The sequence below is a fragment of the Cellulosimicrobium sp. CUA-896 genome (genome assembly GCF_001942335.1).
GTDB lineage: Bacteria > Actinomycetota > Actinomycetes > Actinomycetales > Cellulomonadaceae > Cellulosimicrobium.
This window is the reverse complement of sequence record NZ_MKKH01000011.1, coordinates 131994-158350: the sequence shown is the minus strand read 5'-3', so window position 1 is coordinate 158350 and position 26357 is coordinate 131994. Positions and strand designations below refer to the sequence as shown.

Genomic DNA, 26357 nt, shown 5'->3' with positions numbered 1-26357 from the left:
GCGGCCTAGTCCTGGGGCGGGCCGGGAACGCCGCGGTCGGCCGCCCACGCGCGCAGGCCCGCCGCGACGGCGTCGGCGTAGCGCTGCCGGCCGGCCTCGGACTCCATGAGCGCACCCTCGGCCGGGTGGCGCATCTGCCCGAGCTCGAGCAGCACCGCGGGGCGCTCGGCGTGGTTGAGCGTCGCGAGGTCGGCCCGGCGGGAGATCGCGCCGTCGTACCGGTCGGACGGCACGAACCCTGCGGCGCCCAGCGCGCCGACGAGGTCCTGCGCGAGCGCGACGCTGGGCGCTCCCTGCGCCTCGTGCACCGGCGGGTCGGCCACGATCACGAAGAAGCCGTCCACCCCGCGGTCCTCGGCGCCGTCGGCGTGCAGCGACACGAGCACGTCGGCGCCGTGCTCCTGCGGGAAGCGACCGCGGGCGTCGACGCACGGACCGACGCCGGCGTCGTCGGGCCGGGTGAGCACCACCGTGGCGCCGAGAGCGGTGAGCCGGTCGGTCAGGCGCGCGGCGACGTCCCACGCGAACGCGTGCTCCGGGTACCCGGCGGCGGTCGCCGTCCCGACGGTGTTGCACGCCTTGGTGCCACCGCGCCCGTCCGGCACGGGCGCGTTCACCGTGAGCGGTTTCTCGGCGTTCGCGCCGTTGTGACCCGGGTCGACGGCGACCGTCAGCCCCGCGAGCGGGGCCCCGCCGGCTTCGCCCGCCCCGTCGGTCCCGCCGGCCCCGTCGACCCCGCCGTCGTCGTCGGCCGCGGGCGGCCCGGGCGACCCCGCCGTCCCGGGCGCCTCCTGCGCCGGCGCGGCGGGGGTCGCCGTCGGCACCGGGCCCGTGGAGGTCCCCGCCCGCACCTGGAGCACGAGGAGGAACGTCAGCCCGCCGACCGCCAGCCCTGCGAGGAGCAGCCCGAGCCGGCCGGCCCAGGCACGGCGCGGTGGTCCCGGTGCGTGCGTCACTCCCCGCGCTCTCGGCGGTCCTCCTCGTCCCAGGCCTCGGAGCGCGCGCGGGCCGTCTCCAGGGCGTGCTGGGCCTCCTCCCGCGTCGCGTACGGGCCCATGCGGTGCGACCACGAGCCCGTCGGCCCCCGGTGCACCTCACCCGTGCGCGTGTCGTAGTAGTACTGGTCGCGGCCCGCCGGGTCGCCGTCGTCGCTGAAGGTCGTCATGGTCCCGATCCTCCCGCAGATCCGCACGCCGCACACGCCTTCGTAGACTGGCGCCCATGACCTCGACGTCGCCCGCCGCTCCCCCGGGCCCGGCGCGCCCCGCAGCGGCTCGTCCGCCCGGTCGCCGACCGCCGCTGACGCCCGGGACCGTCGGCCCGCCGCGCACCGTCCCGGCGTCCGTCGCCCGGCCGGAGTACGTCGGGCGGCCGGCCCCGCAGCCCTTCACCGGCAGCGAGGTCAACGACCCCGGCACGGTCGAGCGCATCCGGGCCGCGTCGCGGATCGCGGCGCAGGCCCTCGCCGAGGTCGGCCGGCACGTGGCACCGGGCGTGACGACGGACGAGCTCGACCGCGTCGGCCACGAGTTCCTGCTCGACCACGGCGCCTACCCGTCCACGCTCGGGTACCGCGGGTTCCCGAAGTCGCTGTGCACGTCCGTCAACGAGGTCGTGTGCCACGGCATCCCCGACTCCACGGCGCTCGTCGAGGGCGACATCGTCAACGTCGACGTCACGGCCTTCATCGGCGGCGTGCACGGCGACACGAACGCGACCTTCGCCGTCGGCGAGGTCGACGAGGAGTCGGCGCTGCTCGTGGAACGCACGCGCGAGGCCCTCGCCCGCGGGATCAGGGCCGTCGCGCCCGGTCGCCAGGTCAACGTCGTGGGCCGGGTGATCGAGCGCTACGCCGCCCGGTTCGGCTACGGCGTCGTGCGCGAGTACACCGGCCACGGCGTCGGCCGGGCCTTCCACTCCGGCCTCGTGATCCCCCACTACGACGCCGCACCGCTGCACGACACGGTGATCGAGCCCGGGATGGTCTTCACCATCGAGCCCATGCTCACCCTCGGCACGTCCGAGTGGCGGATGTGGGACGACGGGTGGACGGTAGTCACCGCAGACACCTCACGGACGGCTCAGTTCGAGCACACGCTGCTGGTGACCGACGACGGAGCGGAGATCCTCACACTCCCATGAACGCGCACACCTCCTCCCACCACGACGACGGCTCCGCCGGTCCCGCCCTCGCGTTCGGCGTCGACGTGGGGGGCAGCGGCGTCAAGGGCGCGCCCGTCGACCTGGCGACGGGCGAGCTCGCCCAGGACCGTCACCGCATCCCCACGCCGCAGCCCTCGACGCCGCAGGCCGTCGCGGAGGTGATCGGGCGCCTCGTCGACGAGTACGACCTCCCGACGGACGTCCCGCTCGGCGTCGCGTTCCCGGCCCCGCTCCAGCGCGGTGTCGTGCGCTCCATGGCGAACCTCGACCAGTCCTGGACGGGTGTGGACGTCCCGGCGCTGCTCGGGCGCGAGACCGGTCGGCACGTCGTGGCCGTCAACGACGCCGACGCGGCGGGCGTCGCCGAGGTGCGCTACGGCGCGGCACGCGACACGGACGGCGTCGTGCTCGTCGCGACGCTCGGCACGGGCATCGGCAGCGCGCTGATCGTCGACGGGATCCTGCTGCCGAACAGCGAGCTCGGCCACCTCGAGATCGACGGGTACGACGCCGAGACCCGGGCGTCCGAGGCCGCGCGCGACCGCGAGGACCTCAGCTGGGAGCAGTGGGCCGAACGACTCCAGCGGTACTTCGGCGTCGTCGAGGACCTGCTCTCGCCCGACCTCGTCGTCGTCGGCGGGGGCGTCAGCAAGAAGCACGAGAAGTTCCTGCCGCTGCTGCACCTGCGCGCTCCGGTCGTCCCGGCGCGGCTGCGCAACGCGGCGGGCATCGTCGGGGCCGCGGCGCTCGCGGCGGAGGACGCCCGGCGCGCCGCTGCTGCTCGCTGAGGTCCCGCCGGCTCGGGCTCGCGCTGCGGTCCCGCCGGCCCGCGGAGTCGTCCCGCGGGGTCAGCCGGCAGCGACCTCGTGGCTCGAGGAGACCTCGTGCCGGTCCGTGCCGAACATCTCGATGACGCCGAGCATCTCCAGCACGTCGGTCACGACGCTCGGCGGGTTCCGGAGCGTCACCGACAGCCCCTCCTCGGAGCCGATCGTGTAGAACTGCACGAGGAACGCGATCCCGGTCGAGTCCATGAACGTCACCTTCGACGTGTCGATGACCACCGGGACGTCGCGCTCGAGCGCGTTCGCCAGGGCGGCGCTCGCCTCGCTGCGCAGGGCGACGTCGATCTCGCCCCACATGTCCACGACACTCGCACCGGGCTCCTCGATCAGGCGGATGCCGCCCGTCTCGACGGCTGCTCCCCTGGTCCCTGTCTCCTGCATCGGTACCGCCCGCCTCTCCTGCCCTGCCCCCGCCCGCCCCGACGGGGTCGACGCCGCCTGCCCGGCGTCACGACCGGCCGGTCCGGCTCGCGCGCACCCTCGCGCACGAGCGAGGCCCACGCTGCCGATCCGTCGCCAGACTAGCCCATGGATGCCGCCGAGTGGGAGCCCTCTGGCAAGACCTTTACCTTCGACACCGATCTGGCGCCGAGTGCGGACGACGGTTGACGATTCATTCACCAGATGGACGCTTGTCCAGAAAGCGGACGGCCGCCGGGTGCGGGCGTGTGCCCGCTCCCGACGGCGTCGCGACCGTGAGCCCGAGGGTCAGCCGGTGTTCTGCAGACCGGCGGCGACGCCGTTGACGGTCAGGAGCAGCAGGTGCTGCAGCTCGTCCTTGGCGGGGCCCTCGCGCCCGCCCGCAGCCCGCGCAGCGCGCGGACCTGCAGCAGCGACAGCGCGTCCACGTAGGGGCTGCGCAGCTGCACGGCGCGCCCGAGCACCCGACGGCCGGCGAGCGGCCACGCGTTGCCGGTCACCGCGAGCACCTGCTCGCGCGTCAGGCGCAGCTCGTCGAGCACGGCCGCGGCGAGGTCGTCGCGGTCCCCGAGCGCGAGGTAGCGCTCGGCGATGCGCTCGTCCGTCTTGGCGAGCGACATCTCGACGTTGTCCAGGAGCGTGGCGAACAGCGGCCACTCGCGGTGCGCCTCGCGCAGCAGCTCGAGGTCGCCGAACTCGGCGAGCGCCGTGCCGAGCCCGTACCACCCCGCGAGGTTGATGCGCGCCTGCGACCAGGAGAACACCCACGGGATCGCGCGCAGGTCCTCGAGCGACTCCACGGACAGGCCGCGGCGGGCCGGGCGGGACCCGATGGGCAGGAGCCCGACCTCCTCCAGCGGGGTCACCTCGGAGAACCACTGCGGGAACCCCTCGGCGCGCACGAGCTCGTGGAACCGGCGGCGCGACGAGGCGTCGAGCGCGTCCGCGAGGCCGCGGTAGCGCTCGGTCGCCTCGGCGTTGCGACGCTCCGTCGACGGCGCGGACGCGAGCAGCGTGGCCGCGGCGACCTGCTCGATGTGCCGCGAGGCGATCGTCGGGTCGCCGTAGCGGGCGAGGATGACCTCGCCCTGCTCGGTGAGCTTGAAGCGCCCGTCGACCGAGCCCGGGGGCTGGGCGAGCACCGCGCGGTTCGCGGGACCGCCGCCGCGGCCGAGCGCGCCGCCGCGCCCGTGGAACAGCGTGAGCGTGATGTCGTGGCGCTGCGCCCACTGGGCGATGCGGCGCTGGGCGTCGTGCAGGGCCAGGGTCGCGGACACCGGGCCGACGTCCTTGGACGAGTCCGAGTAGCCGAGCATGACCTCCACCCGGCGCCCGTTCTCGGCCAGCCGACGCTGGACCTGCGGCTGCGTGAGCATCGCCTCGAGGATGTCGACGCTCGCCGCGAGGTCGGCGAAGGTCTCGAAGAGCGGGATCGCGTCCACGACGGGCACGTCCGCGCCCTCGAACGCGAGCTCGGCGAGCTCGTAGACCGCCGCCAGGTGCTCGGGCTTCTGCGTGAACGACACGATGTAGCGGCGTGCGGCGCGCTGGCCGTAGCGCTGCTGGACGGCGCCGAGCGCGCGGAACGTGTCGAGCACCTCGCGCGTGCGGTCCGACAGCTCGCCGTGCAGGCCCTTCTCGGCGATCTCCGCCAGGGCGGCCTCGTGCACCTGAGAGTGCTGGCGCACCTCGAGCTCGGCGAGGTGGAAGCCGAACGTCTCCACCTGCCACACGAGCTGCTGGAGGTCGCCGTACGCGGCGCGGGGCGCGCCGGCGGCCACGAGGGAGTGCTGGACGACGCGCAGGTCCTCCTCGAGCTGCTCGGGCTCGGCGTACGCGAGGTCGGCGTCGCGGGCGCGCGTGGCCGCGATGCGGTCGGCGACGACGAGCAGCACCGCGCGGTGCGGCTCGCGCGGCGACGCCTCGGCGGCCGTCGCGGTGACGACCTCCGAGAGCTGGCGCTGGCGCTGCCAGAGCGCGCGGAGCCCGTCCGACGGCGGCGTGCCGTCCTCGTCGAGCGTCAGCTTGCGGCCGACGCGCCGCGCCTGCTGCTCGAGCGCGACGAGCGCGTGCTCCGAGGCGATCGCCGCGGCCTGGCGCGTGACCTCCGCCGTGACGTTCGGGTTGCCGTCGCGGTCGCCGCCGATCCACGTGCCGAGCTGACGAACGGGCGCACGAGGGGCTCCTCGCGGCCGGCGTCGTCGCCGAGGAGCCAGTCGTCGAGCCGGCGGTACACCGCGGGGAACGTGTCGAACATCGTCGCGTCGAACACGCCGAGGGCGGTCCTGACCTCGTCGAGCACGGACGGCTTGTGCTCGCGGATCGGCGCGGTGCGCCACATCGTGTCGATCTCGGCGAGCAGGCGGCGCTCGTTCTCCGCGAGCGACGTGCCGCCGAGGTGCTGGGCGTCGCGCTCGTCGAGGAGAGTGGCGATGCGCCGCACGGCTCCGGACACGGCGCGCCGACGCGCCTCCGTGGGGTGCGCCGTCAGCACGGGGCGGAACTCGAGGCGGCGCAGCCGGTGCAGCGCCTCCTCGCGACCCACCTCGGACGTGAGCTCCTCGAACGCCTCGGGCAGCGAGTCGTCCTGGGTCACGGCGTCGTGCGCGAAGGCGGCCTCGCGCTCGCGCAGCACGCGCACGCGGTGGTACTCCTCGGCGAGGTTGGCCAGGTGGAAGTAGCACGTGAACGCGCGGGCCACCTGCTCGGCGCGCTCCATCGTGAGGCCGTCGACGAGCGCCTCGGCCTCGGCGAGCACCGCGCCCGTCGAGTCGTCGTAGGCACGGATCGCGAGCTCGCGCAGGCGCTCGACGTCGTCGAGCAGTCCCTGCCCTCCCGTCTCGCGCAGGACGGTGCCGAGCAGGCCGCCGAGGAGGCGGACGTCGTCGCGGAGCGGGGCAGGGACGTCGTGGCGGGCGAGCCCACGACCCGTGCCCGGGGACAGTTCCGGTGGGGAGAGGTCGTTCACGGGGACGAGGGTATTCCTTGACCGGCACCCGACGCGCGCCGCGTCCGCTGGATGATCGTCCCTGCGGACGCGACGTGCGTCACGTGCGCGGCTCCCCGGCGGCCGCTCAGCGCCGGTACGCGCCCTGCCAGACCGTGTCGAACGGGGTCGCGGCGGGCACGCGCGCGGCGATCCCCTGCGTCACGACCTCCTTGGCGACCTGCACCGCCGAGCGCACGTCCGCGCCCTGGGCGAGCTCGGCGGTGATGGCGGCGGCGAAGGTGCACCCGGCGCCCGAGACCCGCTCGTCGCCGACCTTCGGCCGGGTGAGCACGACGACGTCGTCGCCGTCCACGAGCACGTCCACCGCGTCCGGGCCGGGGAGCTCGACGCCGCCCTTGGCGACGACGTAGCGCGGCCCGAGGTCGCGGATGCGGCGCGCGGCGTCGACGAGCTCGTCGACCGTCCCGATCGCGTCCACGCCGGCGAGCGTGCGCGTCTCGAAGAGGTTCGGCGTGACGACGGTCGCGAGCGGCAGCACCTTCTCGCGCAGCGCGGTGTCGGTGTCGAGCGCGGCACCCGGCTCCTGGCCCTTGCAGATGAGCACGGGGTCGACCACGACGTGCTCCCACGGGCGCGAGGCGAGCGACGACGCGACCACGTCGATCGTCGCGGGCGTGCCGAGCATGCCGACCTTGACGACCGACGGCGCGTGCGTGGCGACCGCGGCCTCGAACTGGTCGGCGATCACCTGCGGCTCGACCGGGACGAAGCGGTGCCCCCAGTCGTTCGCCGGGTCGAACGAGACGATGCACGTGAGCGTCCCGACGCCGTACGCGCCGAGCTGCTGGAACGTCTTGAGGTCGGCCTGGATGCCGGCCCCGCCGGTCGCCTCGGAACCGGCGATCACGTACGCGATGGGCGGCTGCTGCGTCATGGGTCTCCTGAGCACGGGTGCGTGCTGGTCGTCGGCACGGCCGCGCCGTGGCGCGGCCGTCCAGGTGCGGACGGCTCGTGTGCGGACGAGCCGGTCTGTACGCCGGGTTCTGTTCCCGCGCGCGGTCACCCCCGCGCGGGCGACGGTCATCCATCTACGACGCACGTTGCCGTACGCCTCCAGCGGTCTACCCGACTGTGCTTCTCGACAGAGAATCGGGCGGGCCGCCCTCGAACACAGTCTGTCTGACCTTGCTCCAGGTGGGGTTTACCGAGCCGGACCGGTCACCCGGCCCGCTGGTGGTCTCTTACACCACCGTTTCACCCTTACCGCACCTGCCGGGGCCTCGGCCTCGGCGGGCGCGGGCGGTCTGTTCTCTGTGGCACTGTCCCGCGGGTCACCCCGGGTGGGCGTTACCCACCACCTCGCCCTGTGGAGCCCGGACGTTCCTCGGCGGGAGACCTGAAGGCCTCCCGACGCGACCGTCCGACCGACTCGTCCGCAGGACCAGGCTACCGTCCGGACGGCGGCGCCCCCGTCGCACGCGCGCCCGCTTCGCCACCGGCGCAACCGCGGGCGCCTCAGACGTCGACGCGGTACGCCAGCGCGAGCTCGTCGCCGCTCACCCCGCGGATCCCCCAGCTCTCGCGCGGCGCCTCGAGGACGACGAGCTCAAGGTCGTCGGGCGCGAGCCCGAGCGCGGGCGCGACGTCGTCGTACAGCGCGCGGACGAGAGCCCGCTTCGCCGCGCGCGAGCGCCCCGAGAAGCACACGACCTCGACGACGAGGTACGCGGGCGAGCGCGGGGCGACCAGGTCGTCGTCGTCCAGCAGCAGGAAGCGGTGGAACCGCTTGTCCGCGGGGATCTGCCACGCGTCGACGAGCGCGCCGTGCAGCGCGTCCGACAGCTCCCTCCGCCGCTCGCCCCACACGCTGCGCCGTCCGTAGACCTTCACCTGCGCCATCGCGCGAGCGTAGCGCCCGGTGTCCGGGTCCGGCGTACGGAGGCGTGACGTCACCCCACCCCGGCGGGCCGCGCCCGGAGCCCGGAGGCGCGGGCGCGCCCGTACAGTGACCCGGTGCTCGTGCTGCTCCCCCCGTCCGAGGGCAAGACCCCCGCGTCCGACGCGCCCGACCCGTCGGCCTCGCGGCGCTCACCGCCCCCGGCCTCACCCCGCAGCGCGAGCGTGTGCTCGACGCGCTCGCCGCCGCGAGCGCCCGGCCCGACGCCGTCGACGTGCTCGGCGTGAGCCCCGGGCTCGAGCCCGAGGTGCGGCGCAACACCGCGCTGCGCTCCGCGCCGGCGGCGCCCGCCGCGGAGGTCTACACCGGCGTGCTGTTCGCGGCCGCGGACCTCGCCGGCGCGCTCGCGGAGAGCGGGGAGACCGCACGCCGGGCCGCTGACGACGTGCGCGTGATGTCGGGGCTGTGGGGCGTGCTGTCCCCCGGCGACCGGGTGCCGGCCTACCGGCTGTCGATGGGCGTGACGCTGCCGGACGTCGGCCGGCTCGCCGCGGCCTGGCGGCCCCACCTCGCCACGGTGCTCGACGCGCGGGCCGCGGGCGACGTCGTGGTCGACTGCCGCTCCGCCACGTACGCCGCGGCGTGGAAGCCGCGGACCTCGGGCGAGGACGCGGCGCACCACGTCGCGGTGCGCGTCCTGCGCGAGACCGGCGGCCGCCGTTCCGTGGTGTCGCACCACGCGAAGCACACGCGCGGCGTGCTGACCGGGCACCTCCTGCGGCGCCCCGGCGCCGTCGCCTCCGTCGACGACCTCGCGAAGGCCGCCGACGAGCTCGTCGGGTCGGCGCTGCTCGACGCCGCGCTGCACGACGACGGCCGCGGGCGCTTCACGCTCGAGCTCGTCGTCGCCTGAGCGCGCGTCGCCGCCGGGCTGCGACGCGCGTCAGAGATCGCTCGGGACGCCCTGCGCGACGAGCTCGCTCGTCCCGTCGGCCCACAGCCGCAGCAGGCTGACCGACGCGTCGGGACGCGCAGCCGCGACCACTGGTCCGGAGGCGCCTGGATGCTCGCACCGATGGCGGCGCGCACCTGCACGGCGTGCCCCACGACGACGACCGTGCGCCCGGCCGCAGGCGCGTCCGCGAGGTGCGTGCGGACGAGGTCGTCGAGCGCGCCGCGCACGCGCGCCCGACGTCGGCGACCGACTCGCCGTCCGGCGCCGCGACCGTGCCCGTCGTGTACCACTCCTCGCGCAGCCCGGGCCAGCGACCGTCGATCTCGGCGGCCGTGAGGCCGTCCCACTCCCCGAAGTCCACCTCGGCGACGCGGTCGTCGGTCGTCACGGGCACGCCGAGGCGTCGCCCGATCGCGGCGGCCGTCTCCTGCGCCCGCCGCAGCCGGCGACGCGACGACCGCCGTCGGGCGCGGCACGTCCGTCCACGCCCGCCGCAGCGGCGACGCGACGACCGCCGTCGGGCGCGGCACGTCCGTCCACGCCGTCCGCCCGACCCGGAAGACGAGGTCGGCGGCCTGCGCCGCCTGGGTCCGCCCCCGCGCGGTCAGCGCCGGTCCGGGGGCCGTCGAGCCGCTGAACGCCCCCGCGACCGTGTGGTCGGTCTGGCCGTGCCGGACGAGCACGACGGTCAGCGCCGGGGAGTCGTCGAAGCGGACCGCCGCCCCGGACGGCCGGGCGCCTGCCCCTGGCGCGGCGTCCGGCGTCGGGCCTGCGGAGCCCGCTCCGGGCGCGGACTCGAGCGGGACGTGGGCGGCGCCGCCCGCGCGCACGGCTCCCGGGGCGGACGGCGCGACGTCCGGCCCGCCGTGGTCGCGCGCGACGGCGGCGCGGCCGTCCATCGCCTCGTTCGCGAGCCGGTCGGCGTCCGCGTTGCGCGCCCGCGGGATCCACTCGTACGTCACGCGCCCGGGGGGCAGGACCGCGGCCGCCTCGGCGGCCAGCCGCCGCATGTCGTCGTGCTTGACCTGCCAGCGCCCCGACATCTGCTCGACGACGAGGCGCGAGTCCATCCGCACGGTCACGCGCGCGTCCGGGTCGATCTCCACCGCGGCGCGCAACCCGGCGACGAGCCCCGAGTACTCGGCGACGTTGTTGGTCGCGACGCCGAGGAAGCCGGCGCGCTCGGCGAGGAGCCGGCCCGTGCCCCCGTCCCGCACGACCGCGCCGTACCCGGCCGGTCCCGGGTTGCCCCGCGAGCCCCCGTCGGCCTCGACGACGAGGTGGCGCTCCGACGTCCCGTCCCCGCGCTCCGCCCCGCCGCTCACGCGCTCGCGGCCTCCGGGCGCACGACGATGTGCCCGTAGTCCTCGAGGCGCACCACCTGGTCCGGCGCCGCGGAGGTGATCGCCACGAGCTCGGCGCGGCTCAGGTCGACGTTGAGCCCCTCGACGTGCTGGCCCCGCAGCGCGACGACGCCGCGTCCGCCGTTCTGGTCGCGCACGCGCTCGTAGAGGGCGAGCAGCGTGGCGTCGAGCCCGGCGACGGCGCCGCGACGGCGTTCGGCGACCTGTCCCGCCTCCTCGTCGAGCTCGGCGAACCGCGCGTCACGCTCCGCGACGACGTCGGCGCGCGCCGCCTCCAGCTCCGCGTGCGCGGACTCGAGGCGCGCGAGCGCCTCCTCGTGGGCCTCGAGGCGCTCCATGACGTCGAGCTCGACCTCCTCGAGCGCGGCCTGGCGGCGCGCGAGCGACTCGAGCTCCCCGACGAGCGCCTGGGCGTCCTTCGCACCGACCTGTCCGGCGTCGAGCCGCGCCTGGTCGCGCGCCGCCCGGGACCGGACCTGCTCGACGTCGCCCTCGGCCTTCGTCAGCTCCCGCCGCAGGTCCGACGCCGCGGTGCGGGACTCGACGAGGGAGGACGTGAGGTCCTCGAGCTGGGCGTCCAGCTCGGCGATGCGCGCGAGCTCGGGCAGGTTGCGGCGCCGGTGGGCGAGCTGCTGGGCGCGGGTGTCGAGCTCCTGGACGTCCAGCAGGCGGAGCTGGTCGGCCGGTGGTGCGGTGGCCACGTGGTGTTCCTCTCGTCGGACCCGGGCGGGTCAGGGCGTCGGTGGGGGGCCGGCGGTCGGTGCCGACGGGATGCGGGCCGTCCACGGGTCGGTGGAGGTCGTGCTGACCCGCGCCTCGACGTGCTCGCCGCGCTCGGCGAGCGCCCGCACGAGGTCCTCGGCAGCGTAGCGGAGCCACGGCCACTCGGACGCGAAGTGCGGGACGTCGACGAGGAAGGGCGTGGCCCGTCCGCCGGTCCACGCGGCCTCCTGGCGTGCCCGCTCGCGCAGCTCGGAGACCGGGTGGTGGCGCAGGTCGGAGGTGAGGTAGACGTCGGCGGCGCTCGCGCGCACGGCGTCGAACAGGGAGTCCCCGGAACCGCCCACCACGGCGACCGACTCGACCGTCGCGTCGAGGTCGCCCGCCACGCGCACGCCCTGCGCGGTCGCGGGCAGGACCGCGGCGACCCGCTCGGCGAAGCCGCGCAGCGTCGTCGGCGCGGCGAGACGGCCCAGTCGTCCCGTTCCCGTGGTGACGGCCCGGGGCGGGCCGCCGGCCGCGCGCTCGGCGGCGTGCGGCACGAGCGGCACCCGGTGCAGGAGGTCGAGCGCGTCCGCGAGCGCGTCCGCGACGCCCCGCTCGGCGGCGTCGGCGTTGGTGTGCGCGACGTACAGCCCGCACCCGCCCCGGATGAGACGGTGCACGAGCGAGCCCTTGAACGTCGTCGCGGCGACGGAGTGGACGGGTCGCAGGAACAGCGGGTGGTGGGTCACCAGCAGGTCCGCGCCCCAGGCGAGCGCCTCGTCCGCGACGTCCTCGACGGGGTCGACGGCGAGCAGCACCTTGCGCATGGGCGCGCCCGGGTCGCCGGCGACGAGCCCGACGCGTCCCAGTCCTCCGCCGTGGACGGCGGGTAGAGCCCGTCGAGCGTGCGCACGACCTCGGCGAGCGTCGGCGGGTGAGCTTCCGTGGTCGGTCGCGTGTCGGGCGCATGGCGGCAGGCTAACGTCGCCTCCGGGCGCCCGCGTAGTCGCCGGCGGCCCGCGCGGGACGTCCCCCGTGGTCACTTCGCCTGCGCGTAGTCGTCCACGACGCGACGCTCAGCGGGAAGTCGACGGGGAAGTCGCCGAAGAGCAGCCGCCCGCTCCGCGGCGGCGTCGCGCACCGCCTCGGCCGCCGCGTCGGCGAGCGCCGCCGGGGCGTGGACGATCACCTCGTCGTGGAGGAAGAACACGAGGTGCGGACGACCGGCGAACGGCTCCGGTGCGCTGCCCGCGTCGTCGGCCGCCCCGAGCTCCCACAGCCGCCGCCGTATCGACGCGAGCCAGCACAGCGCCCACTCGGCCGCCGTGCCCTGCACGACGAAGTTGCGCGTGAACCGCCCCCACGCGCGCGCCTGCGACCGTGCGCGTGCCGCGCTCGCCTCGCCCTGCGCCGGCTCGTCCCCGGCCGCGTACGCGCCCTGCTGCGCGGCGCGCCACGCGTCGTCCGGCGGCGGAGAGCTCCGGCCGAGCCGCGTCGTGACGACCTCGCCGCGCTCGCCCGCCCCGGCCGCGCGCTCGACGAGAGCGATCGCCGCGGGGAAGGCACGCGCGAGGCGGGGCAGCACGGCCGCGCTGTCCCCCGTCGTCCCCCCGTACATCGCGCCGAGCATCCCGACCTTCGCGTGCTCGCGGGAGGCGACCGCCCCCGACGCGACGATGCCCGCGTAGAGGTCGACGCCGCGCCCGGCGTCCGCCATGCGCTCGTCCCGCGCGAGCCCCGCGAGCACGCGCGGCTCGAGCTGGGCGGCGTCGGCGACGACGAGCCGCCATCCCAGGTCGGCCACCACCGCCCGCCGCACCTGGCGCGGCAGCTGCAGCGCTCCCCCGCCGCTCGTCGCCCACCGGCCCGTGACGACGCCGCCCACCACCCACTCCGTGCGGAACCGGCCGTCGCGCACCCAGGCGTCCAGCCACGCCCACCCGTTGGCCGTGAGCAGCCGTTGCATCGCCTTGTACTCGAGCAGCGGCGCGACGACCGGGTGGTCGAGGCGCTCGAGCTCCCCCTTGCGCAGCGAGCGTGCGCCGACGCCGGCGTACTCCATCGCCCGCAGGAGGTCGGGGTGGGAGTCGGGGTTGAGGGTCGGCGGGGCGTCGAGGGCCTGCCGGACCGCGTGCGCGAGCTCCTCCATGCGGGCGGGCCGCTCCCCCGGACGGGGCCGGGGGCCGAGGACGCCCGACAGGATCGCGTCGTGCACGTCGGCCCGCCACGGCAGGCCCGCGTGGTGCATCTCGGCGGCGACGAGCGCGCCCGCGCTCTCGGCGGCGAGCAGGAGGCGCAGACGCCCCGGCGCGTCCGGTCCCGCCGCCGCGGCCACCGCCTCGAGCTGCGCACGCAGCTCGCGGACGGGGTCCAGGGCCGACGACGCGTCGCGCGCCGGTCGTGCGGCGTCCGCGAGGTCGAACAGCCCCTCGGGCAGCGGCGCCGACGGGCTGTTCGCGCCCGCGGTCACGAGGGCGAGCGCGTCCCAGGGCCCGCGCGGCGCGCGCGCGTACGGGGTCGCGGCCGTCAGCGCGGAGCGGCGCAGGACCGCGCGGGCGAGGCGCAGGTCGTGGGCCCGCTCGACGCGCGTCCCGGCCGCGAGGAGCTCGGGGTACCAGGCGTTGGTGTCGCCCCACGTCCACCGGGCGGAGCGGGCACCGTCGCGGACGAGGTCCACCGGCCGGCCCCGCCGTGCCCGCTGCGGCGTCCCGTCGTCGCCGTCGTCCGGCACAGGCGTCGACGTCGCCCCGGTGTCGTCGGCGGACAGGACCAGGTGCACGGCGCCAGTGTGCCGCGAGCCACCGACGCGCGCGGTCCCCCGTTCCGGCCGTCCCGACCGGCGCACCCGACCGCCGGGGCGTCAGGCCCTGGCGGCCCGCGGGTCCTGCGCCCGTTCGAGGTCGAGCTCGGCCGTCAGCACGCCGCCCACCAGGACGGCGATGCTCGTGAGCCACAGCCACAGCACACCGGCGAGGACGAGACCCAGCATCTGCCCGGCGGCCTGCACGACAGCCGCCGCAGCGGGGTCGACGCCCGGCGTGGACGGCACGGCGAGGGCGAGGTAGACGCTGAAGCCGGAGGAGACGAGCAGCACGCCGAGCGTGCCGACCACGGCGCCCGGGACGCACCGTCGCCAGCTGGTGTCCGCGTTGGGCGCGTACCGGTAGAGCAGCGTGAGGTACGCCGCGCAGACGGCGACGACGACCGGCCAGCGCAGCACGTCCCACGTCACGCGGAACACCGCCCCGAGGCCGAACCGGTCGGCGAGCGCCGCCCCGTCCCCGAGCAGCGGCCCGACGACGACCATCCCGAGCACCGCGACGACCGTCGCGACCGCGCCGAGGGCCAGGGAGAGGCCGAGCACGTACTGGCCCACGACGGTCCGCCGGTTCTCGACCCGGTACGCGTCGTCGAGCGCGCGGACGGCGGCACGGAACACGCGGCTCGCGAGCCACAGCGCGACGACGAACGCGCCGAGCGCGAAGCCGGCGCGCTGGTCGGCGAGCAGCCCGTCCACGAGCGGCGCCAGCACGTCGCTCGCCACCTGCTCCGCGAACACCGTCGTCAGGCCGTCGACGACGGTCGTGCGGATCTGGTCGACCCGCGCGTCCCCGAGCAGCGGGCGCAGGAACCCGAGGCTGGCCCCGAGCGCGGTGGTGAGGGGCACGAGCGAGACGAGGCCGTAGTAAGACATCTCGGCCGCCAGCCCGGTGACGCGCACGTCGACGGAGCGGTACGCGGCGCGCAGCGCCACCTCGGCGACGGGCACGCCGCGCACGCGCACACCGGTGCGCGAGGCACGCGCCAGCAGCCGGTCCCGCAGGTCGGGAGTGCTCTCGGCACGTTCCCGCCGGCGGGCCTGCAGCGGGTGCACGACGTGCACGGCGGCCCATGCTCCCGCCGCGACGGCCCCGGTCGAGAGCACGAGCGTCGCGACCGTGCCGAGCACGGCGCGCAGCCCTTCCCCGTCCACGGTCGTCCCGGCCAGCAGGACGGCTGCCGACGCCCCCAGGAGCACGAGGATCGTCGAGGTCGCCGTGCTCGTGGCCCGGCGCACCCGCGGCACGCGGCGCGCGGCGACGGCCAGGACGAAGGCGGCGACGGTCACGGCGACGAGCACGCTGGGGTGTCTCCCCCCGGGTCGGCACGGGCGGGTGGGTCGCGCCGGCGGTGCCGGCGCGCGGTCCGAGCGGTGCGCCGTGGACGACCGTCGTGGTGGGCCCGGAGGGACTCGAACCCCCGACATCCACGGTGTAAGCGTGGCGCTCTGACCAGCTGAGCTACAGGCCCCGGAAACGCGGTGCACAGCCTACCGGCTCGCGCGCACGCCGGGTTCGCGGGCGCGCGGTCCCGCGGCGCTCAAAGGCTCTCGAGAGCGCGCCGGTAGCCGTCGAGGTCGCGCCGCCGGCCGCGCGGGTTGACGACCGACCAGCGCACGATGCCGTCCGCGTCCACGAGGAACGACCCGCGCAGGGCGATCCCGGCCTCCTCGTCGAGGACGCCGTACGACCGCGCGACCTCGCCGTGCGGCCAGAAGTCGGACAGGAGGTCGAACCCGAACCCCTCCTGCTCGGCCCACGCCTTCTGCGCGAACACGGAGTCGCACGAGACGGCGAGCAGGGTCACGCCCGCGGCCTCGAAGTCCTCGACGTTGTCGCGCAGCTCGCACAGCTCGCCGGTGCAGATGCCCGAGAACGCGAACGGGTAGAAGACGACGAGCACGGGCCCGCCGCGCAGGTCCGCCAGGTGGACCGGCGTGCCGTGCGTGTCCGGGAGCGTGAAGTCGGGGGCGGGGTCGCCGGGGCCCGGCCGCGCCGGGGCCGGGGCGCCCGCTGTGGCGGGCGCCTCAGCGCCCGCGGCCACGCGTCCCCAGCCGCGTCGCCGACCAGTCCGGCGCGATCGCGAACGTGCTCGTCGCGTGCAGCCCCGCGGTGGTCGCGGCCTCCTGGATCTCGTTGTGCCCGACGTGCCCGGGCCGGCCGGGCTTGAGGGTCAGCACCCAGATGAGGCCGCCGTCGTCGAGCACGGTCTGGACGTCCACGAGCGTGTCGGTGAGGTCGCCGTCGCCCTCGCGCCACCACACGACCACGCCGTCCGTGACGTCGTCGTAGTCCTCGTCGACGAGCTCGCCGCCGACGAGCTCCTCGAGGTCGGCGCGCAGGTCGTCGTCGACGTCCTCCGACCAGCCGAACTCCTGGACCACGTTCCCGGGCGCGAACCCCAGGCGGTCCACCCCGCGGGATCCTGCGGTGTCCGTCACAGTCGTGCCGTTCCTTTCCTCGTCCGTCCACGTCGGCAGGTGGCGGGACCACCGTGTGCCGTGTCTGGCAAAGGTAGCCCACCGGACGACGCGCTGCTTGGCAACGCGCGCACCGTGGACGCACGCGGCGAATAGTCCCGCCCCCCGCGTCGCCCACGGTGTTCCGCGCGCGCACGTGTCGCCCAGATCACGCCGTCTTGACCACTCGTTGGTGTGACTTCGAGCCCGGATGAGAACACAATGGGAGGACCCACCCTGGTCTCGTGACGAGGCACGGTCGCCACCAGCGTCCGCCGCCGCACGTCCGGAGTGGCTCCGAGACGGACGTCCGGGCGCGTCACCGCGCGGCCGCGTCCGGCATCCGACGAGATATGAGGTTGCTGGTGGCTTCGTACGACGAGACCGGACCGCTGATCAACGGCCTGCTCAGCCAGGTACCGGACATCGACCCCGCCGAGACCGGTGAGTGGGTCGAGTCCCTCGACGGTCTGATCGACGACCGCGGGGGCCCGCGCGCCCGCTACGTCCTGCTGAACCTGCTCAAGAGGGCCCGGGAGCGCAACGTCGCCGTCCCCACCTCGCTGACCACGCCCTACGTGAACTCGATCGGCGTCCACGAGGAGCCGTACTTCCCCGGCGACGAGGCGCTCGAGCGGCGCTACCGCTCGTGGATCCGCTGGAACGCCGCCGTCATGGTGACGCGCGCGCAGCGTCCCGGCATCGGCGTCGGCGGTCACATCTCCTCCTACGCCTCGGTCGCGACGCTGTACGAGGTGGGGCTCAACCACTTCTTCCGCGGCAAGGACCACCCGGGCGGCGGCGACCAGGTCTACTTCCAGGGCCACGCCTCCCCGGGCGTGTACGCGCGCGCGTTCCTCGAGGGCCGCCTCTCGGCCGACCAGCTCGACGGGTTCCGCCAGGAGAAGTCGCACCCGGCCGGCGGCCTGCCGTCCTACCCGCACCCGCGCCTCATGCCGGACTTCTGGGAGTACCCGACGGTCTCCATGGGACTCGGCCCGGCCAGCGCCATCTACCAGGCGTGGACGGACAAGTACCTGACGAACCGCGGCATCAAGGACACCACCCAGCAGGACGTGTGGGCGTTCCTCGGCGACGGCGAGATGGACGAGCCCGAGTCGCGCGGGATGCTCCAGCTCGCCGCGCAGCAGCAGCTCGACAACCTCACGTTCGTCGTCAACTGCAACCTGCAGCGCCTCGACGGCCCGGTGCGCGGCAACGGCAAGATCATCCAGGAGCTCGAGGCGCAGTTCCGCGGCGCCGGCTGGAACGTCATCAAGGTCATCTGGGGCCGCGAGTGGGACGTCCTGCTCAACGCCGACAAGGACCGCGCGCTCGTCAACCTCATGAACGAGACGCCCGACGGCGACTACCAGACCTACCGCGCGGAGAACGGTGCGTTCATCCGCGAGCACTTCTTCGGCCGCGACCCGCGCACGAAGGCGCTCGTCGAGAACATGACCGACGACGACATCTGGAACCTCAAGCGCGGCGGCCACGACTACCGCAAGATCTACGCGGCCTACCACGCCGCCCGCTCTCACACGGGCCAGCCGACGGTGATCCTCGCGCACACCGTCAAGGGCTACGGCCTCGGGTCGAAGTTCGCCGGCCGCAACGCGACGCACCAGATGAAGAAGGTCGCGCTCGACGACCTCAAGGTCCTGCGCGACTCGCTGCGCATCCCGATCAGCGACGCCGAGCTCGAGGCCAACCCCTACGAGCCGCCGTACTTCCACCCGGGGGCCGACGCGCCGGAGATCCAGTACCTCCTCGACCGCCGCCGCCAGCTCGGCGGGTTCGTCCCCGAGCGCCGCGCGAACCCGGCTCCGGTGACGCTGCCGGGCGAGAAGGCGTACGAGGTCCTCAAGAAGGGGTCGGGGCAGCAGGAGGTCGCCTCCACGATGGCCTTCGTGCGCCTGCTCAAGGACCTCATCAAGGACAAGGAGTTCGGCAAGCGCATCGTGCCGATCATCCCGGACGAGGCGCGCACGTTCGGCCTGGACTCGATCTTCCCGTCGGCGAAGATCTTCAACACCCAGGGCCAGCACTACCTCGCCGTGGACCGCGAGCTCATGCTGAGCTACAAGGAGTCCGAGGCCGGGCAGATCATGCACACCGGCATCAACGAGGCCGGCTCCGCGGCCGCGTTCCAGTCGGTCGGCACGTCCTACGCCACGCAGGGCGAGGTCATGGTGCCGGTCTACATCTTCTACTCGATGTTCGGCTTCCAGCGCACCGGCGACCAGTTCTGGGCCGCGGGCGACCAGCTCACGCGCGGGTTCATCATCGGCGCCACCGCCGGCCGCACGACCCTGACGGGCGAGGGCCTGCAGCACGCCGACGGCCACTCGCCCATCCTCGCCGGCACCAACACCGCGATGGTCCAGTACGACCCCGCGTACGGCTACGAGATCCGCCACATCGTGCGCGACGGCCTCCAGCGCATGTACGGCGACGGGTCCGACGGCCGGGACCAGAACGTCATGTACTACCTGACGGTCTACAACGAGCCGATGGTCCAGCCGGCCGAGCCGGAGGACGTCGACGTCGAGGGGATCCTGCGCGGCATCCACCGCGTCGCCCGGTCCGACATGGCCTCGGACGGCGACACCCCGAAGGCCCAGCTCCTCGCCTCCGGCGTGGGCGTGCCGTGGGCGCTCGAGGCGCAGCAGCTCCTCAAGGAGGACTGGGGCGTGTCCGCCGACGTCTGGAGCGTGACCAGCTGGAACGAGCTGCGTCGCGACGCGCTCGCCGCGGACCAGGCCGCGTTCCTCGACCCGGCGTCCGACGCGCGCACGCCGTACGTCACCGCGAAGCTGCAGGGCTCCGAGGGCCCGTTCGTCGCCACCAGCGACTACGACCACCTGGTCCCCGACCAGATCCGCAAGTGGGTCCCCGGCGACTACGAGGTGCTCGGCGCGGACGGCTTCGGCTTCTCCGACACGCGCGCCGCGGCCCGCCGCCACTTCAAGATCGACGGTCCCTCGGTCGTGGTCCGCACCCTGCAGGCGCTCGCGCGCCAGGGCAAGGTGCCCGCGGACGCGTCCGCGAAGGCGATCGAGAAGTACCGCCTCATGGACGTCACCGCCGGCACGTCCGGCAACGCGGGCGGGGAGTCCTGACGGCTCCCCCGGTCCGGCCGACGGCCTGACCCGGCCCTGACCCCGGCACGACGACGCCGGTCGCCTCCTGCGAGAGGTGACCGGCCGTCGTCGTGCCGCGGGCGCGCGGCGCGCGCCGACGGCGTGGTGGTGTCAGGTGCCGGAGCGGTGCTGCTCGGCCTGCGCGACGGCGCGCTCGAGCTCCGCGTGCAGGGCCGCCACGGCGTCCGGGTCCTGGTAGGACGTCAGCGACTCCAGGTGCTGACGCGCCTCGAGCGGCCGGTCCGCCTCGATCGCGGCGAGGACGAGCTGGCGCCCCACCTCGGGCTCGTGCTCGCGCGCTCGCCAGTGACCGACGCCGAGGCCGAGCGCCTCGTTCGGCAGCCCCGCCTCGCGCAGCACCTCCATCGCCTGCGCGAGGGCCCGACCGGTGTGGTCGCGCTCCGCCGCGGTGGCGAACCGACGCTGGGCCGACTCCGGGTCGTCGTCGATGGACAGTCGTCCGAGCTCGATGAGCGGGTACCACCCCTTCGGGTGCCCGGCGAGCTCCTCCGCGAGCGCCCAGACGGCGAGGTCCGCGGCCCGCTGCTTCTCGGACTCGTCGACGGGCGCCGCGAGGGGGTCGTCGACGGGCGGGCCCTCGGCGGCGCGCCGGCGGACGAGCTCGGCGAGCGCGCGGAAGGCGCGCTCGTCGTTCGGGTCGTCGACGAGCATCGCGCGCAGCGCGTCCTCGTGGACGGTGTCACCGCGCTTCTCGCCCGACCTGGGACGGCGCGTGCCGACGGTCGACGCGGAGGTCGGGCGTCGCATGAGCTGGCGCAGACGGGGCATGAGAGCCATGCCACGACCCTAACGGTTCCCCGGGAGCCTCACCCGGTCGGCGTCCGCGTGGGCGGCGTCCCGCCGCGCCGAGCCCTCCCCCTTTGTGGACTGTCCACAAGCACGACCCGTATGCTCGGCGCGTGACGGCGACCCCCACGCCCGCCTCCGGGCGGCCCGGCACCCCCGGGACGACGGGCAACGCCGACAACCTCCAGCGGCTGCGCGACGGCAGCGGCCTCCTCATGGCGGCCGCGCTGCGGCGCCTCGACGAGGAGATCCGCTGGTACCGCGAGCTGCCCGCGGAGGACCGCTCGTACGTCGGTCTCGTCGCGCAGTCGGGCATCACGGCGTTCGTCTCGTGGTACGCCGACCCCAAGCCGCCGCCGCACGGCGTGAGCGAGATCTTCGCCGCGGCGCCGCCCGAGCTCACCCGATCCATCTCGCTGCAGAACACGCTCCAGCTCGTGCGCATCGTCGTCGAGGTGGTGGAGGCGCACTCCGACCAGCTCGCGGCACCGGGCGGCGAGCGCGACCTGCGCGAGGCGGTGCTGCGCTACTCGCGCGAGGTCGCCTTCTCGGCCGCCGAGGTCTACGCGCGCGCCGCCGAGGTCCGCGGCGCGTGGGACGCCCGGCTGGAGGCGCTCGTCGTGGACGCGCTGGTCCGCGGCGACGGGGACGACTCCCTGCGCTCGCGCGTGTCCGCGCTGGGCTGGGGCGGGCGCGGCTCGACGGTCGTCATGGCAGGGACGACGACGGCGGCGCTGGACGAGGTCCGCACCGCCGAGCTGCGGCGCGCCACCCGGCGCGCGGCGGGCGACGCGCTCGTCGGCATCCACGGGGACCGGCTCGTCCTGGTGCTCGGCGGGGAGGGCGACCTGCAGGCCGCGGCGGCGTCCCTGCTGCCCCGGTTCGGGCCCGGGCCGGTCGTCATCGGCCCCACCGTGCCGGGCCTGGAGGAGGCGGGGCGGTCCGCGCAGGCGGCGCTCGCCGGCCTGCGCGCCGCCCCGGCGTGGCCGCAGGCACCGCGGCCGGTGCTCGCCGACGACCTGCTCCCCGAGCGGGTGCTGACCGGGGACACGACGGCGCGCCGCACGCTGGTCGCGCAGGCCTTCCAGCCGCTGGCGCAGGCCACCGGCTCCGTGCTCGAGACGCTCTCGGCCTACCTCGGCACGGGCCGCTCGCTCGAGGCCGCCGCCCGGTCGCTGTACGTGCACCCCAACACCGTCCGGTACCGCCTGCGCAAGGTGTCGGAGATCACGGGGTGGGACCCGCTCGACGCGCGCGAGTCGTTCGTCCTGCAGGTCGCGCTGGCCCTCGGGCAGCTCTCGGCGGGTCGCTGACCAGCTCGTTGTAGGTTCGACACAAAGGCCTTCGCGAAGGTTCGTGCGCGCCGTGACGGCCCGCGGGCGTGCCGCGTTGGCACAGTTGACGGGTGCTCGCCGTCGTCTGCCCTGGACAGGGCTCCCAGTCCCCCGGAATGCTCACCCCCTGGCTCGAGCTGCCGGGCGCGCCGACGCCCTCGCGGCCGCCGGCGAGGCCGCGGGCACCGACCTGCTCGCGCACGGCACGACGTCGGACGCGGACACGATCCGCGACACCGCCGTCGCCCAGCCGCTCATCGTGGCGTCCTCGCTCGTGGCGCTGCGCGCGGTCCTCGGCGACCGGGACGCGGCGGACGTCGTCGACGTGACGGCCGGGCACTCGGTCGGCGAGCTGGCCGCGGCCGCGGTCGCGGGCGTGCTCGACGACGCGGGCGCGTCGGTCTCGTGTCCCACCGGGCGCGCGCCATGGCGCAGGCCGCCGCGGCGAGCCCGAGCGGCATGAGCGCCGTCGTGGGCGGCGCCCCGGACGAGGTCCTCGCCGCGATCGAGGCCGCCGGGCTGTGGCCCGCGAACGTCAACGGCGGTGGCCAGGTCGTCGCCGCGGGTGCGCACGAGCACCTCGCGGTGCTCGCCGAGAACCCGCCGGCGAAGGCGCGGGTCGTGCCGCTCCAGGTCGCCGGCGCGTTCCACACGCCGTTCATGCAGCCCGCGCTCGAGGCGTTCGAGCCCGTCGCGGCGGGCTGGCCGGTCGCCGACCCGCGGCTGCCCCTCCTGTCGAACGCCGACGGCGAGCCCTACGGCCGCATCGACGTCTCCGGCAGCGCGCACGGCACCGCGCGCGACGTCGTGCGCCGCCTCGTCGCGCAGATCGCCGCCCCGGTGCGCTGGGACCTGTGCCAGGAGACTCTCACCGAGATGGGCGTCACCGCGCTGCTCGAGCTCGCGCCCGGCGGCGTGCTGACCGGTCTCGCGCGCCGCGCGCTGCCCGGCGTCGAGACCGTCGCCGTGAAGTCGCCGGCAGACCTCGACAAGGCCCGCGACCTCGTCGCGCGCACTCCGTGGCGGCCGGCACCGCGTCGGCCGGGGTCGACGCGTGAGCGCGGCGCTGCGCCAGGCCACGGGCCCGGCCCACTCGCGCATCCTCGCGATCGGCGGCGTGCGCGGCGAGAACGTGGTCACGAACGACGACCTCGCCGGGCCCATCGACTCGTCCGACGAGTGGATCCGCCAGCGCACGGGCATCGTCACGCGGCGGCGCGCCGGCGCGGACGTGGACGTCCTCGATCTCTCCGAGGCCGCGGCACGGGACGCGCTCGCGCGCGCCGGGCTCCAGGGAGCCGACGTCGACGCCGTCATCGTCTCGACGGTCACGTACTTCCACCAGACCCCGGCCGCCGCGGCCGTGCTCGCCGAGCGCCTCGGCGCCACGCCGGCCGCCGCGTTCGACGTGTCCGCGGCCTGCGCGGGGTACGCCTACGCCATCGCCCAGGCCGACGCGCTCGTGCGCGCCGGGACCGCCCGGCACGTGCTGGTCGTCGGGGCCGAGAAGATGAGCGACTTCGTCGACCCCACCGACCGGTCGATCTCGTTCCTCCTGGGCGACGGGGCCGGAGCGGCGATCGTCGGCCCGTCGGACACGCCCGGCATCGGCCCCACCGTGTGGGGCTCCGACGGCGGCAAGGCCCAGGCCATCCGGCAGACGCACGCCTGGTCGGACCTGCGCGAGGACCCGTCGCTCGGCTGGCCGACGCTGCGCCAGGACGGGCAGAGCGTGTTCAAGTGGGCCAGCTTCCAGATGGCCCCGGTCGCCGCCAAGGCGATGGCGGAGGCGGGCGTCGCGCCGGGAGACATCCAGGCGTTCGTCCCCCACCAGGCGAACATGCGCATCATCGACCAGATGATCAAGCAGCTCCAGCTGCCCGACACGGTCGCCGTCGCGCGCGACATCGCGGAGACGGGCAACACGTCCGCCGCGTCGATCCCCCTCGCGACACGGCGGCTCCTCGACGAGGGACAGGTGCGCTCCGGCGACCTGGCCCTGCAGATCGGTTTCGGGGCGGGCCTCGTCTACGCCGCGCAGGTCGTCGTCCTCCCGTAGGGGAGAATCACCCGGGACGGTCCCCGTCGACCGACGGATCACGTCCTCGCCAAGTACCGCAGCACCGTTCGGGCCCGCCCGAGCACCCGCCACCGGGGCCGGTCGTCCGGTCCCACGACAAGGAGAAACCATGGCTTACACCGAGCAGGAAGTCCTCGCCGGCCTCGCGGAGATCGTCGCCGAGGAGACGGGTCTGCCCACCGACGCCGTCGCGCTCGAGAAGTCCTTCACCGACGACCTCGACATCGACTCCCTCTCGATGATGACGATCGTCACGCACGCCGAGGACAAGTTCGGGGTCCGCATCCCCGACGAGGAGGTCAAGAACCTCACGACGGTCGGCGACGCCGTGTCGTACATCACGGGCGCCCAGGCCTGAAGCACCCGGCCTGCACCAGCAGGCCCGCGGGCGGGCCGGCGCGAACCGCCGGCCCGCCCGACCCCCCGCCGCACCACTCGAGGAGCCCTCATGCCCGCCGTCCGTGAAGTCGTCGTCACCGGTCTCGGTGCCACCACGCCGCTCGGTGGGGACGTGCCCTCGACCTGGGCCGCCGCGCTCGCCGGCGAGTCCGGCGCCCGCACCCTCGACAACGACTGGTCCGAGCGCTACGAGATCCCCGTGACGTTCGCCGCGACGATCAAGGTCAAGCCGGAGGAGGTCCTCCCGCGACCCGAGATCAAGCGCATGGACCCCTCGACGCAGTACGCGATCATCGCCGCGCGCGAGGCCTGGGCCGACGCCGGCTCCCCCGAGGTCGACGGGGAGCGGCTCGGGTCGGTCGTGTCCTCGGGCATCGGCGGGATCTGGACCACGCTCGACGGCTGGGACACGCTGCGCGAGCGCGGCGCGCGCCGCATGCTGCCGATGACGGTGCCGATGCTCATGCCGAACTCCCCCACCGCGTACGTCTCGCTCGAGCTCGGGGCCCGCGCGGGCGCGCACGCCCTGGTCTCGGCCTGCGCGTCGGGCGCGGAGGCGATCGGGTACGGCGTCGACATGATCCGCACCGGCCGCGCGGACGTCGTCGTCGCCGGCGGTACCGAGGCGACGATCCACCCGATGCCGATCGCCGCGTTCGCGGCCTCGCGCACGCTGTCCCTGCGCAACGACGACCCGCAGGGCGCGTCACGCCCCTACGACGTCGACCGCGACGGGTTCGTCCTCGGCGAGGGCGCGGCCGTCGTCGTGCTGGAGAGCGCCGAGCACGCCGCCGCCCGTGGCGCACGCGTGTACGCACGGCTCGCCGGCGTCGGCCTGTCGGCGGACGCCTACCACATCACCTCCCCCGACCCGGAGGGCCGCGGCCAGGTGTCCGCGATGCGCCGGGCGCTCGAGGAGGCCGGGGCGAGCGGCCGCGACGTCGTGCACGTCAACGCCCACGCGACCTCCACCAAGGTCGGCGACCTCACCGAGACGCGCTCGATCCGCGCACTGCTCGGCGACGACGCCGACCACGTCCAGCTGTCCGCGACGAAGTCGATGACCGGCCACCTGCTCGGCGGCGCCGGCGCGCTCGAGTCGATCTTCACGATCAAGGCCGTCGCGGAGCGGCTCGCCCCGCCGACGATCAACGTCGCCAACCCCGACCCGGAGCTGCAGGTACCGCTCGTGCGCGACACGCCGTCGGCGCTGCCCGAGGGCGACGTCCTCGCCATCAACAACTCGTTCGGATTCGGTGGGCACAACGTCGCCCTCGCGGTGACGAACGCCTGACGCGTCGGCGCACCGCACGACGTCACGAGGCCGCCTCCCGAACGGGAGGCGGCCTCGTCGTGCGAGAGGGGCAGGCCGACCCGCGGGGCCCAGGCCACGGGGGTCAGCCCCGCGGATCAGCCCACGAGGGTCAGCCCACGCGGTGCAGCCAGCGCACGGGCGCGCCGGCCCCCGCGTACCGGAACGGCTCGAGCTCGTCGTCCCACGCCTGCCCGAGCGCCAGGTGGAGGGCCTCACGCATCGCCCAGGTGTCGTGGGACTGCTCGAGCGCCGCGCGGATGCGGTCCTCGGGCACGACGACGTTGCCGTGCACGTCGGTCGCGGCGTGGAAGATGCCGAGGTCCGGGGTGTGGGACCAGCGCGCGCCGTCCACGCCGTGGCTCGGCTCCTCGGTCACCTCGTACCGCAGGTGCGACCACCCGCGCAGCGCGGAGGCGAGCTTGGCGCCCGTGCCCTGGGCACCCTGCCACGAGTGCTCGGCACGGAAGAGCCCGCGTGCGGCGGGCTGCTCCGTCCAGTCCATGGACACGCGCGTGCCCAGCACGTTGCCTGCGCCCCACTCGATGTGCGGGCACAGAGCGCGCGGTGCTGAGTGCACGTAAAGAACACCGCGGGTGATGGCACCGGCCATGTCTGCCTCCCTGGTCGAGGTTTCGTCTTCCCCAACGTCCTCACCAGAGCGGTGCTATGACCCGGCACCCGTACGTCGCGGCGTGCTCG

Annotated in this window: 21 protein-coding genes, 1 tRNA gene, 1 other RNA gene and 4 pseudogenes; 9 read left to right on the top strand and 18 right to left on the bottom strand. The window is 75.3% G+C overall.

Annotated elements, in window-relative coordinates; all coding sequences use genetic code 11:
* Window positions 1–5: 5 nt before the first annotated feature.
* Both BJF88_RS05310 and BJF88_RS05305 read right to left on the bottom strand, forming a co-directional pair.
* Complete coding sequence (locus BJF88_RS05310; protein WP_075828024.1) at window positions 6–956, bottom strand: N-acetylmuramoyl-L-alanine amidase; 951 nt, start codon at window positions 954–956, stop codon at window positions 6–8.
* Window positions 953–1165, bottom strand: a complete 213-nt coding sequence (locus BJF88_RS05305; protein ID WP_075828063.1) for a hypothetical protein — start codon at window positions 1163–1165, stop codon at window positions 953–955. The genes BJF88_RS05310 and BJF88_RS05305 overlap by 4 nt, the downstream gene beginning before the upstream one ends.
* Before the next feature lie 56 nt (window positions 1166–1221).
* Here BJF88_RS05305 and map point away from each other — a divergent pair, with 56 nt between their 5' ends.
* Both map and ppgK read left to right on the top strand, forming a co-directional pair.
* Window positions 1222–2142, top strand: coding sequence for a type I methionyl aminopeptidase (map, locus tag BJF88_RS05300; protein ID WP_083648870.1), 921 nt, complete (start codon window positions 1222–1224; stop codon window positions 2140–2142).
* Window positions 2139–2951: a polyphosphate--glucose phosphotransferase gene (gene ppgK / locus BJF88_RS05295; protein WP_075828023.1), complete on the top strand. Its 813-nt coding sequence runs from the start codon at window positions 2139–2141 to the stop codon at window positions 2949–2951. Before map ends, ppgK begins: the two co-directional genes overlap by 4 nt.
* Window positions 2952–3011: 60 nt before the next feature.
* Here the strand turns inward: ppgK and BJF88_RS05290 are convergent, their stop codons facing one another.
* The 5 genes and pseudogenes from BJF88_RS05290 to BJF88_RS05270 all read right to left on the bottom strand — a co-directional run bounded on the left by BJF88_RS05290 (window position 3012) and on the right by BJF88_RS05270 (window position 8277).
* Complete coding sequence (locus tag BJF88_RS05290) at window positions 3012–3389, bottom strand: STAS domain-containing protein (protein WP_075828022.1); 378 nt, start codon at window positions 3387–3389, stop codon at window positions 3012–3014.
* A 327-nt stretch (window positions 3390–3716) separates the two neighbouring features.
* Window positions 3717–6396, bottom strand: a pseudogene (locus BJF88_RS05285) (phosphoenolpyruvate carboxylase).
* 106 nt (window positions 6397–6502) lie between these two features.
* Window positions 6503–7312: a hydroxymethylpyrimidine/phosphomethylpyrimidine kinase gene (locus BJF88_RS05280; RefSeq protein WP_075828021.1), complete on the bottom strand. Its 810-nt coding sequence runs from the start codon at window positions 7310–7312 to the stop codon at window positions 6503–6505.
* 82 nt (window positions 7313–7394) lie between these two features.
* An RNA gene (gene rnpB / locus BJF88_RS05275) (RNase P RNA component class A) lies at window positions 7395–7810 on the bottom strand.
* Between the two features lie 83 nt (window positions 7811–7893).
* On the bottom strand, window positions 7894–8277 hold the full coding sequence (locus BJF88_RS05270) for a tautomerase family protein (protein ID WP_075828020.1): 384 nt from the start codon (window positions 8275–8277) through the stop codon (window positions 7894–7896).
* 224 nt (window positions 8278–8501) lie between these two features.
* Here BJF88_RS05270 and BJF88_RS20250 point away from each other — a divergent pair, with 224 nt between their 5' ends.
* Window positions 8502–9188, top strand: a complete 687-nt coding sequence (locus BJF88_RS20250; protein WP_369824491.1) for a YaaA family protein — start codon at window positions 8502–8504, stop codon at window positions 9186–9188.
* On the opposite strand, the gene BJF88_RS20245 is transcribed toward BJF88_RS20250, so the two are convergent.
* The 9 genes and pseudogenes from BJF88_RS20245 to BJF88_RS05225 form a co-directional block, all read right to left on the bottom strand.
* The gene (locus BJF88_RS20245) at window positions 9163–9618 is read right to left on the bottom strand and encodes a histidine phosphatase family protein (RefSeq protein ID WP_255371768.1); all 456 of its coding nucleotides are present in this window, start codon (window positions 9616–9618) and stop codon (window positions 9163–9165) included. The two genes, BJF88_RS20250 and BJF88_RS20245, sit on opposite strands and share 26 nt — an antisense overlap.
* Window positions 9619–9787: 169 nt before the next feature.
* A pseudogene (locus tag BJF88_RS22715) lies at window positions 9788–10555 on the bottom strand (reverse transcriptase-like protein); the annotation flags it as partial.
* On the bottom strand, window positions 10552–11295 hold the full coding sequence (locus tag BJF88_RS05255) for a zinc ribbon domain-containing protein (protein WP_075828019.1): 744 nt from the start codon (window positions 11293–11295) through the stop codon (window positions 10552–10554). The gene BJF88_RS05255 and the pseudogene BJF88_RS22715, both read right to left, overlap by 4 nt.
* Window positions 11296–11325: 30 nt before the next feature.
* Window positions 11326–12212: pseudogene (locus BJF88_RS05250) on the bottom strand (Nif3-like dinuclear metal center hexameric protein).
* A gap of 126 nt (window positions 12213–12338) precedes the next feature.
* Window positions 12339–14078 (bottom strand): bifunctional 3'-5' exonuclease/DNA polymerase, encoded by a 1740-nt coding sequence (locus tag BJF88_RS05245; RefSeq protein WP_255371767.1) that lies wholly within the window; start codon window positions 14076–14078, stop codon window positions 12339–12341.
* Between the two features lie 81 nt (window positions 14079–14159).
* A complete protein-coding gene (locus BJF88_RS05240) occupies window positions 14160–15407 on the bottom strand; it encodes a YihY/virulence factor BrkB family protein (protein WP_158068881.1) in 1248 nt (415 codons plus the stop codon).
* A gap of 105 nt (window positions 15408–15512) precedes the next feature.
* Window positions 15513–15589: transfer RNA gene (locus tag BJF88_RS05235), tRNA-Val, on the bottom strand.
* 69 nt (window positions 15590–15658) lie between these two features.
* Entirely contained in the window at window positions 15659–16162 is a 504-nt protein-coding gene (locus BJF88_RS05230) for a peroxiredoxin (protein ID WP_075828017.1), read from the bottom strand.
* Complete coding sequence (locus BJF88_RS05225) at window positions 16146–16559, bottom strand: DUF3052 domain-containing protein (RefSeq protein WP_075828016.1); 414 nt, start codon at window positions 16557–16559, stop codon at window positions 16146–16148. The genes BJF88_RS05230 and BJF88_RS05225 overlap by 17 nt, the downstream gene beginning before the upstream one ends.
* A 383-nt stretch (window positions 16560–16942) precedes the next feature.
* On the opposite strand from BJF88_RS05225, the gene aceE reads away from it, so the two are divergent.
* A complete protein-coding gene (gene aceE / locus BJF88_RS05220) occupies window positions 16943–19702 on the top strand; it encodes a pyruvate dehydrogenase (acetyl-transferring), homodimeric type (protein WP_075828015.1) in 2760 nt (919 codons plus the stop codon).
* A 132-nt stretch (window positions 19703–19834) separates the two neighbouring features.
* Here aceE and BJF88_RS05215 read toward each other — a convergent pair whose 3' ends face one another.
* Window positions 19835–20521: a hypothetical protein gene (locus BJF88_RS05215; RefSeq protein ID WP_075828014.1), complete on the bottom strand. Its 687-nt coding sequence runs from the start codon at window positions 20519–20521 to the stop codon at window positions 19835–19837.
* Between the two features lie 122 nt (window positions 20522–20643).
* On the opposite strand from BJF88_RS05215, the gene BJF88_RS05210 reads away from it, so the two are divergent.
* From BJF88_RS05210 to BJF88_RS05190, 5 genes and pseudogenes are all read left to right on the top strand, one after another.
* Window positions 20644–21843: a CdaR family transcriptional regulator gene (locus tag BJF88_RS05210; protein ID WP_075828013.1), complete on the top strand. Its 1200-nt coding sequence runs from the start codon at window positions 20644–20646 to the stop codon at window positions 21841–21843.
* 92 nt (window positions 21844–21935) lie between these two features.
* Window positions 21936–22878: pseudogene (locus BJF88_RS05205) on the top strand (ACP S-malonyltransferase); the annotation flags it as partial.
* 40 nt (window positions 22879–22918) lie between these two features.
* Window positions 22919–23923, top strand: a complete 1005-nt coding sequence (locus BJF88_RS05200; RefSeq protein ID WP_075828012.1) for a beta-ketoacyl-ACP synthase III — start codon at window positions 22919–22921, stop codon at window positions 23921–23923.
* Window positions 23924–24053: 130 nt separating this feature from the next.
* Window positions 24054–24302 carry an acyl carrier protein gene (locus tag BJF88_RS05195; protein ID WP_069387563.1) on the top strand — a complete coding sequence of 83 codons (249 nt, stop codon included), beginning with the start codon at window positions 24054–24056 and terminating at the stop codon, window positions 24300–24302.
* Window positions 24303–24392: 90 nt separating this feature from the next.
* Window positions 24393–25637 carry a beta-ketoacyl synthase gene (locus BJF88_RS05190; protein WP_075828011.1) on the top strand — a complete coding sequence of 415 codons (1245 nt, stop codon included), beginning with the start codon at window positions 24393–24395 and terminating at the stop codon, window positions 25635–25637.
* A gap of 130 nt (window positions 25638–25767) precedes the next feature.
* Here BJF88_RS05190 and BJF88_RS05185 read toward each other — a convergent pair whose 3' ends face one another.
* Window positions 25768–26268: a DUF3145 domain-containing protein gene (locus BJF88_RS05185; RefSeq protein ID WP_075828010.1), complete on the bottom strand. Its 501-nt coding sequence runs from the start codon at window positions 26266–26268 to the stop codon at window positions 25768–25770.
* Between the last annotated feature and the right edge of the window lie 89 nt (window positions 26269–26357).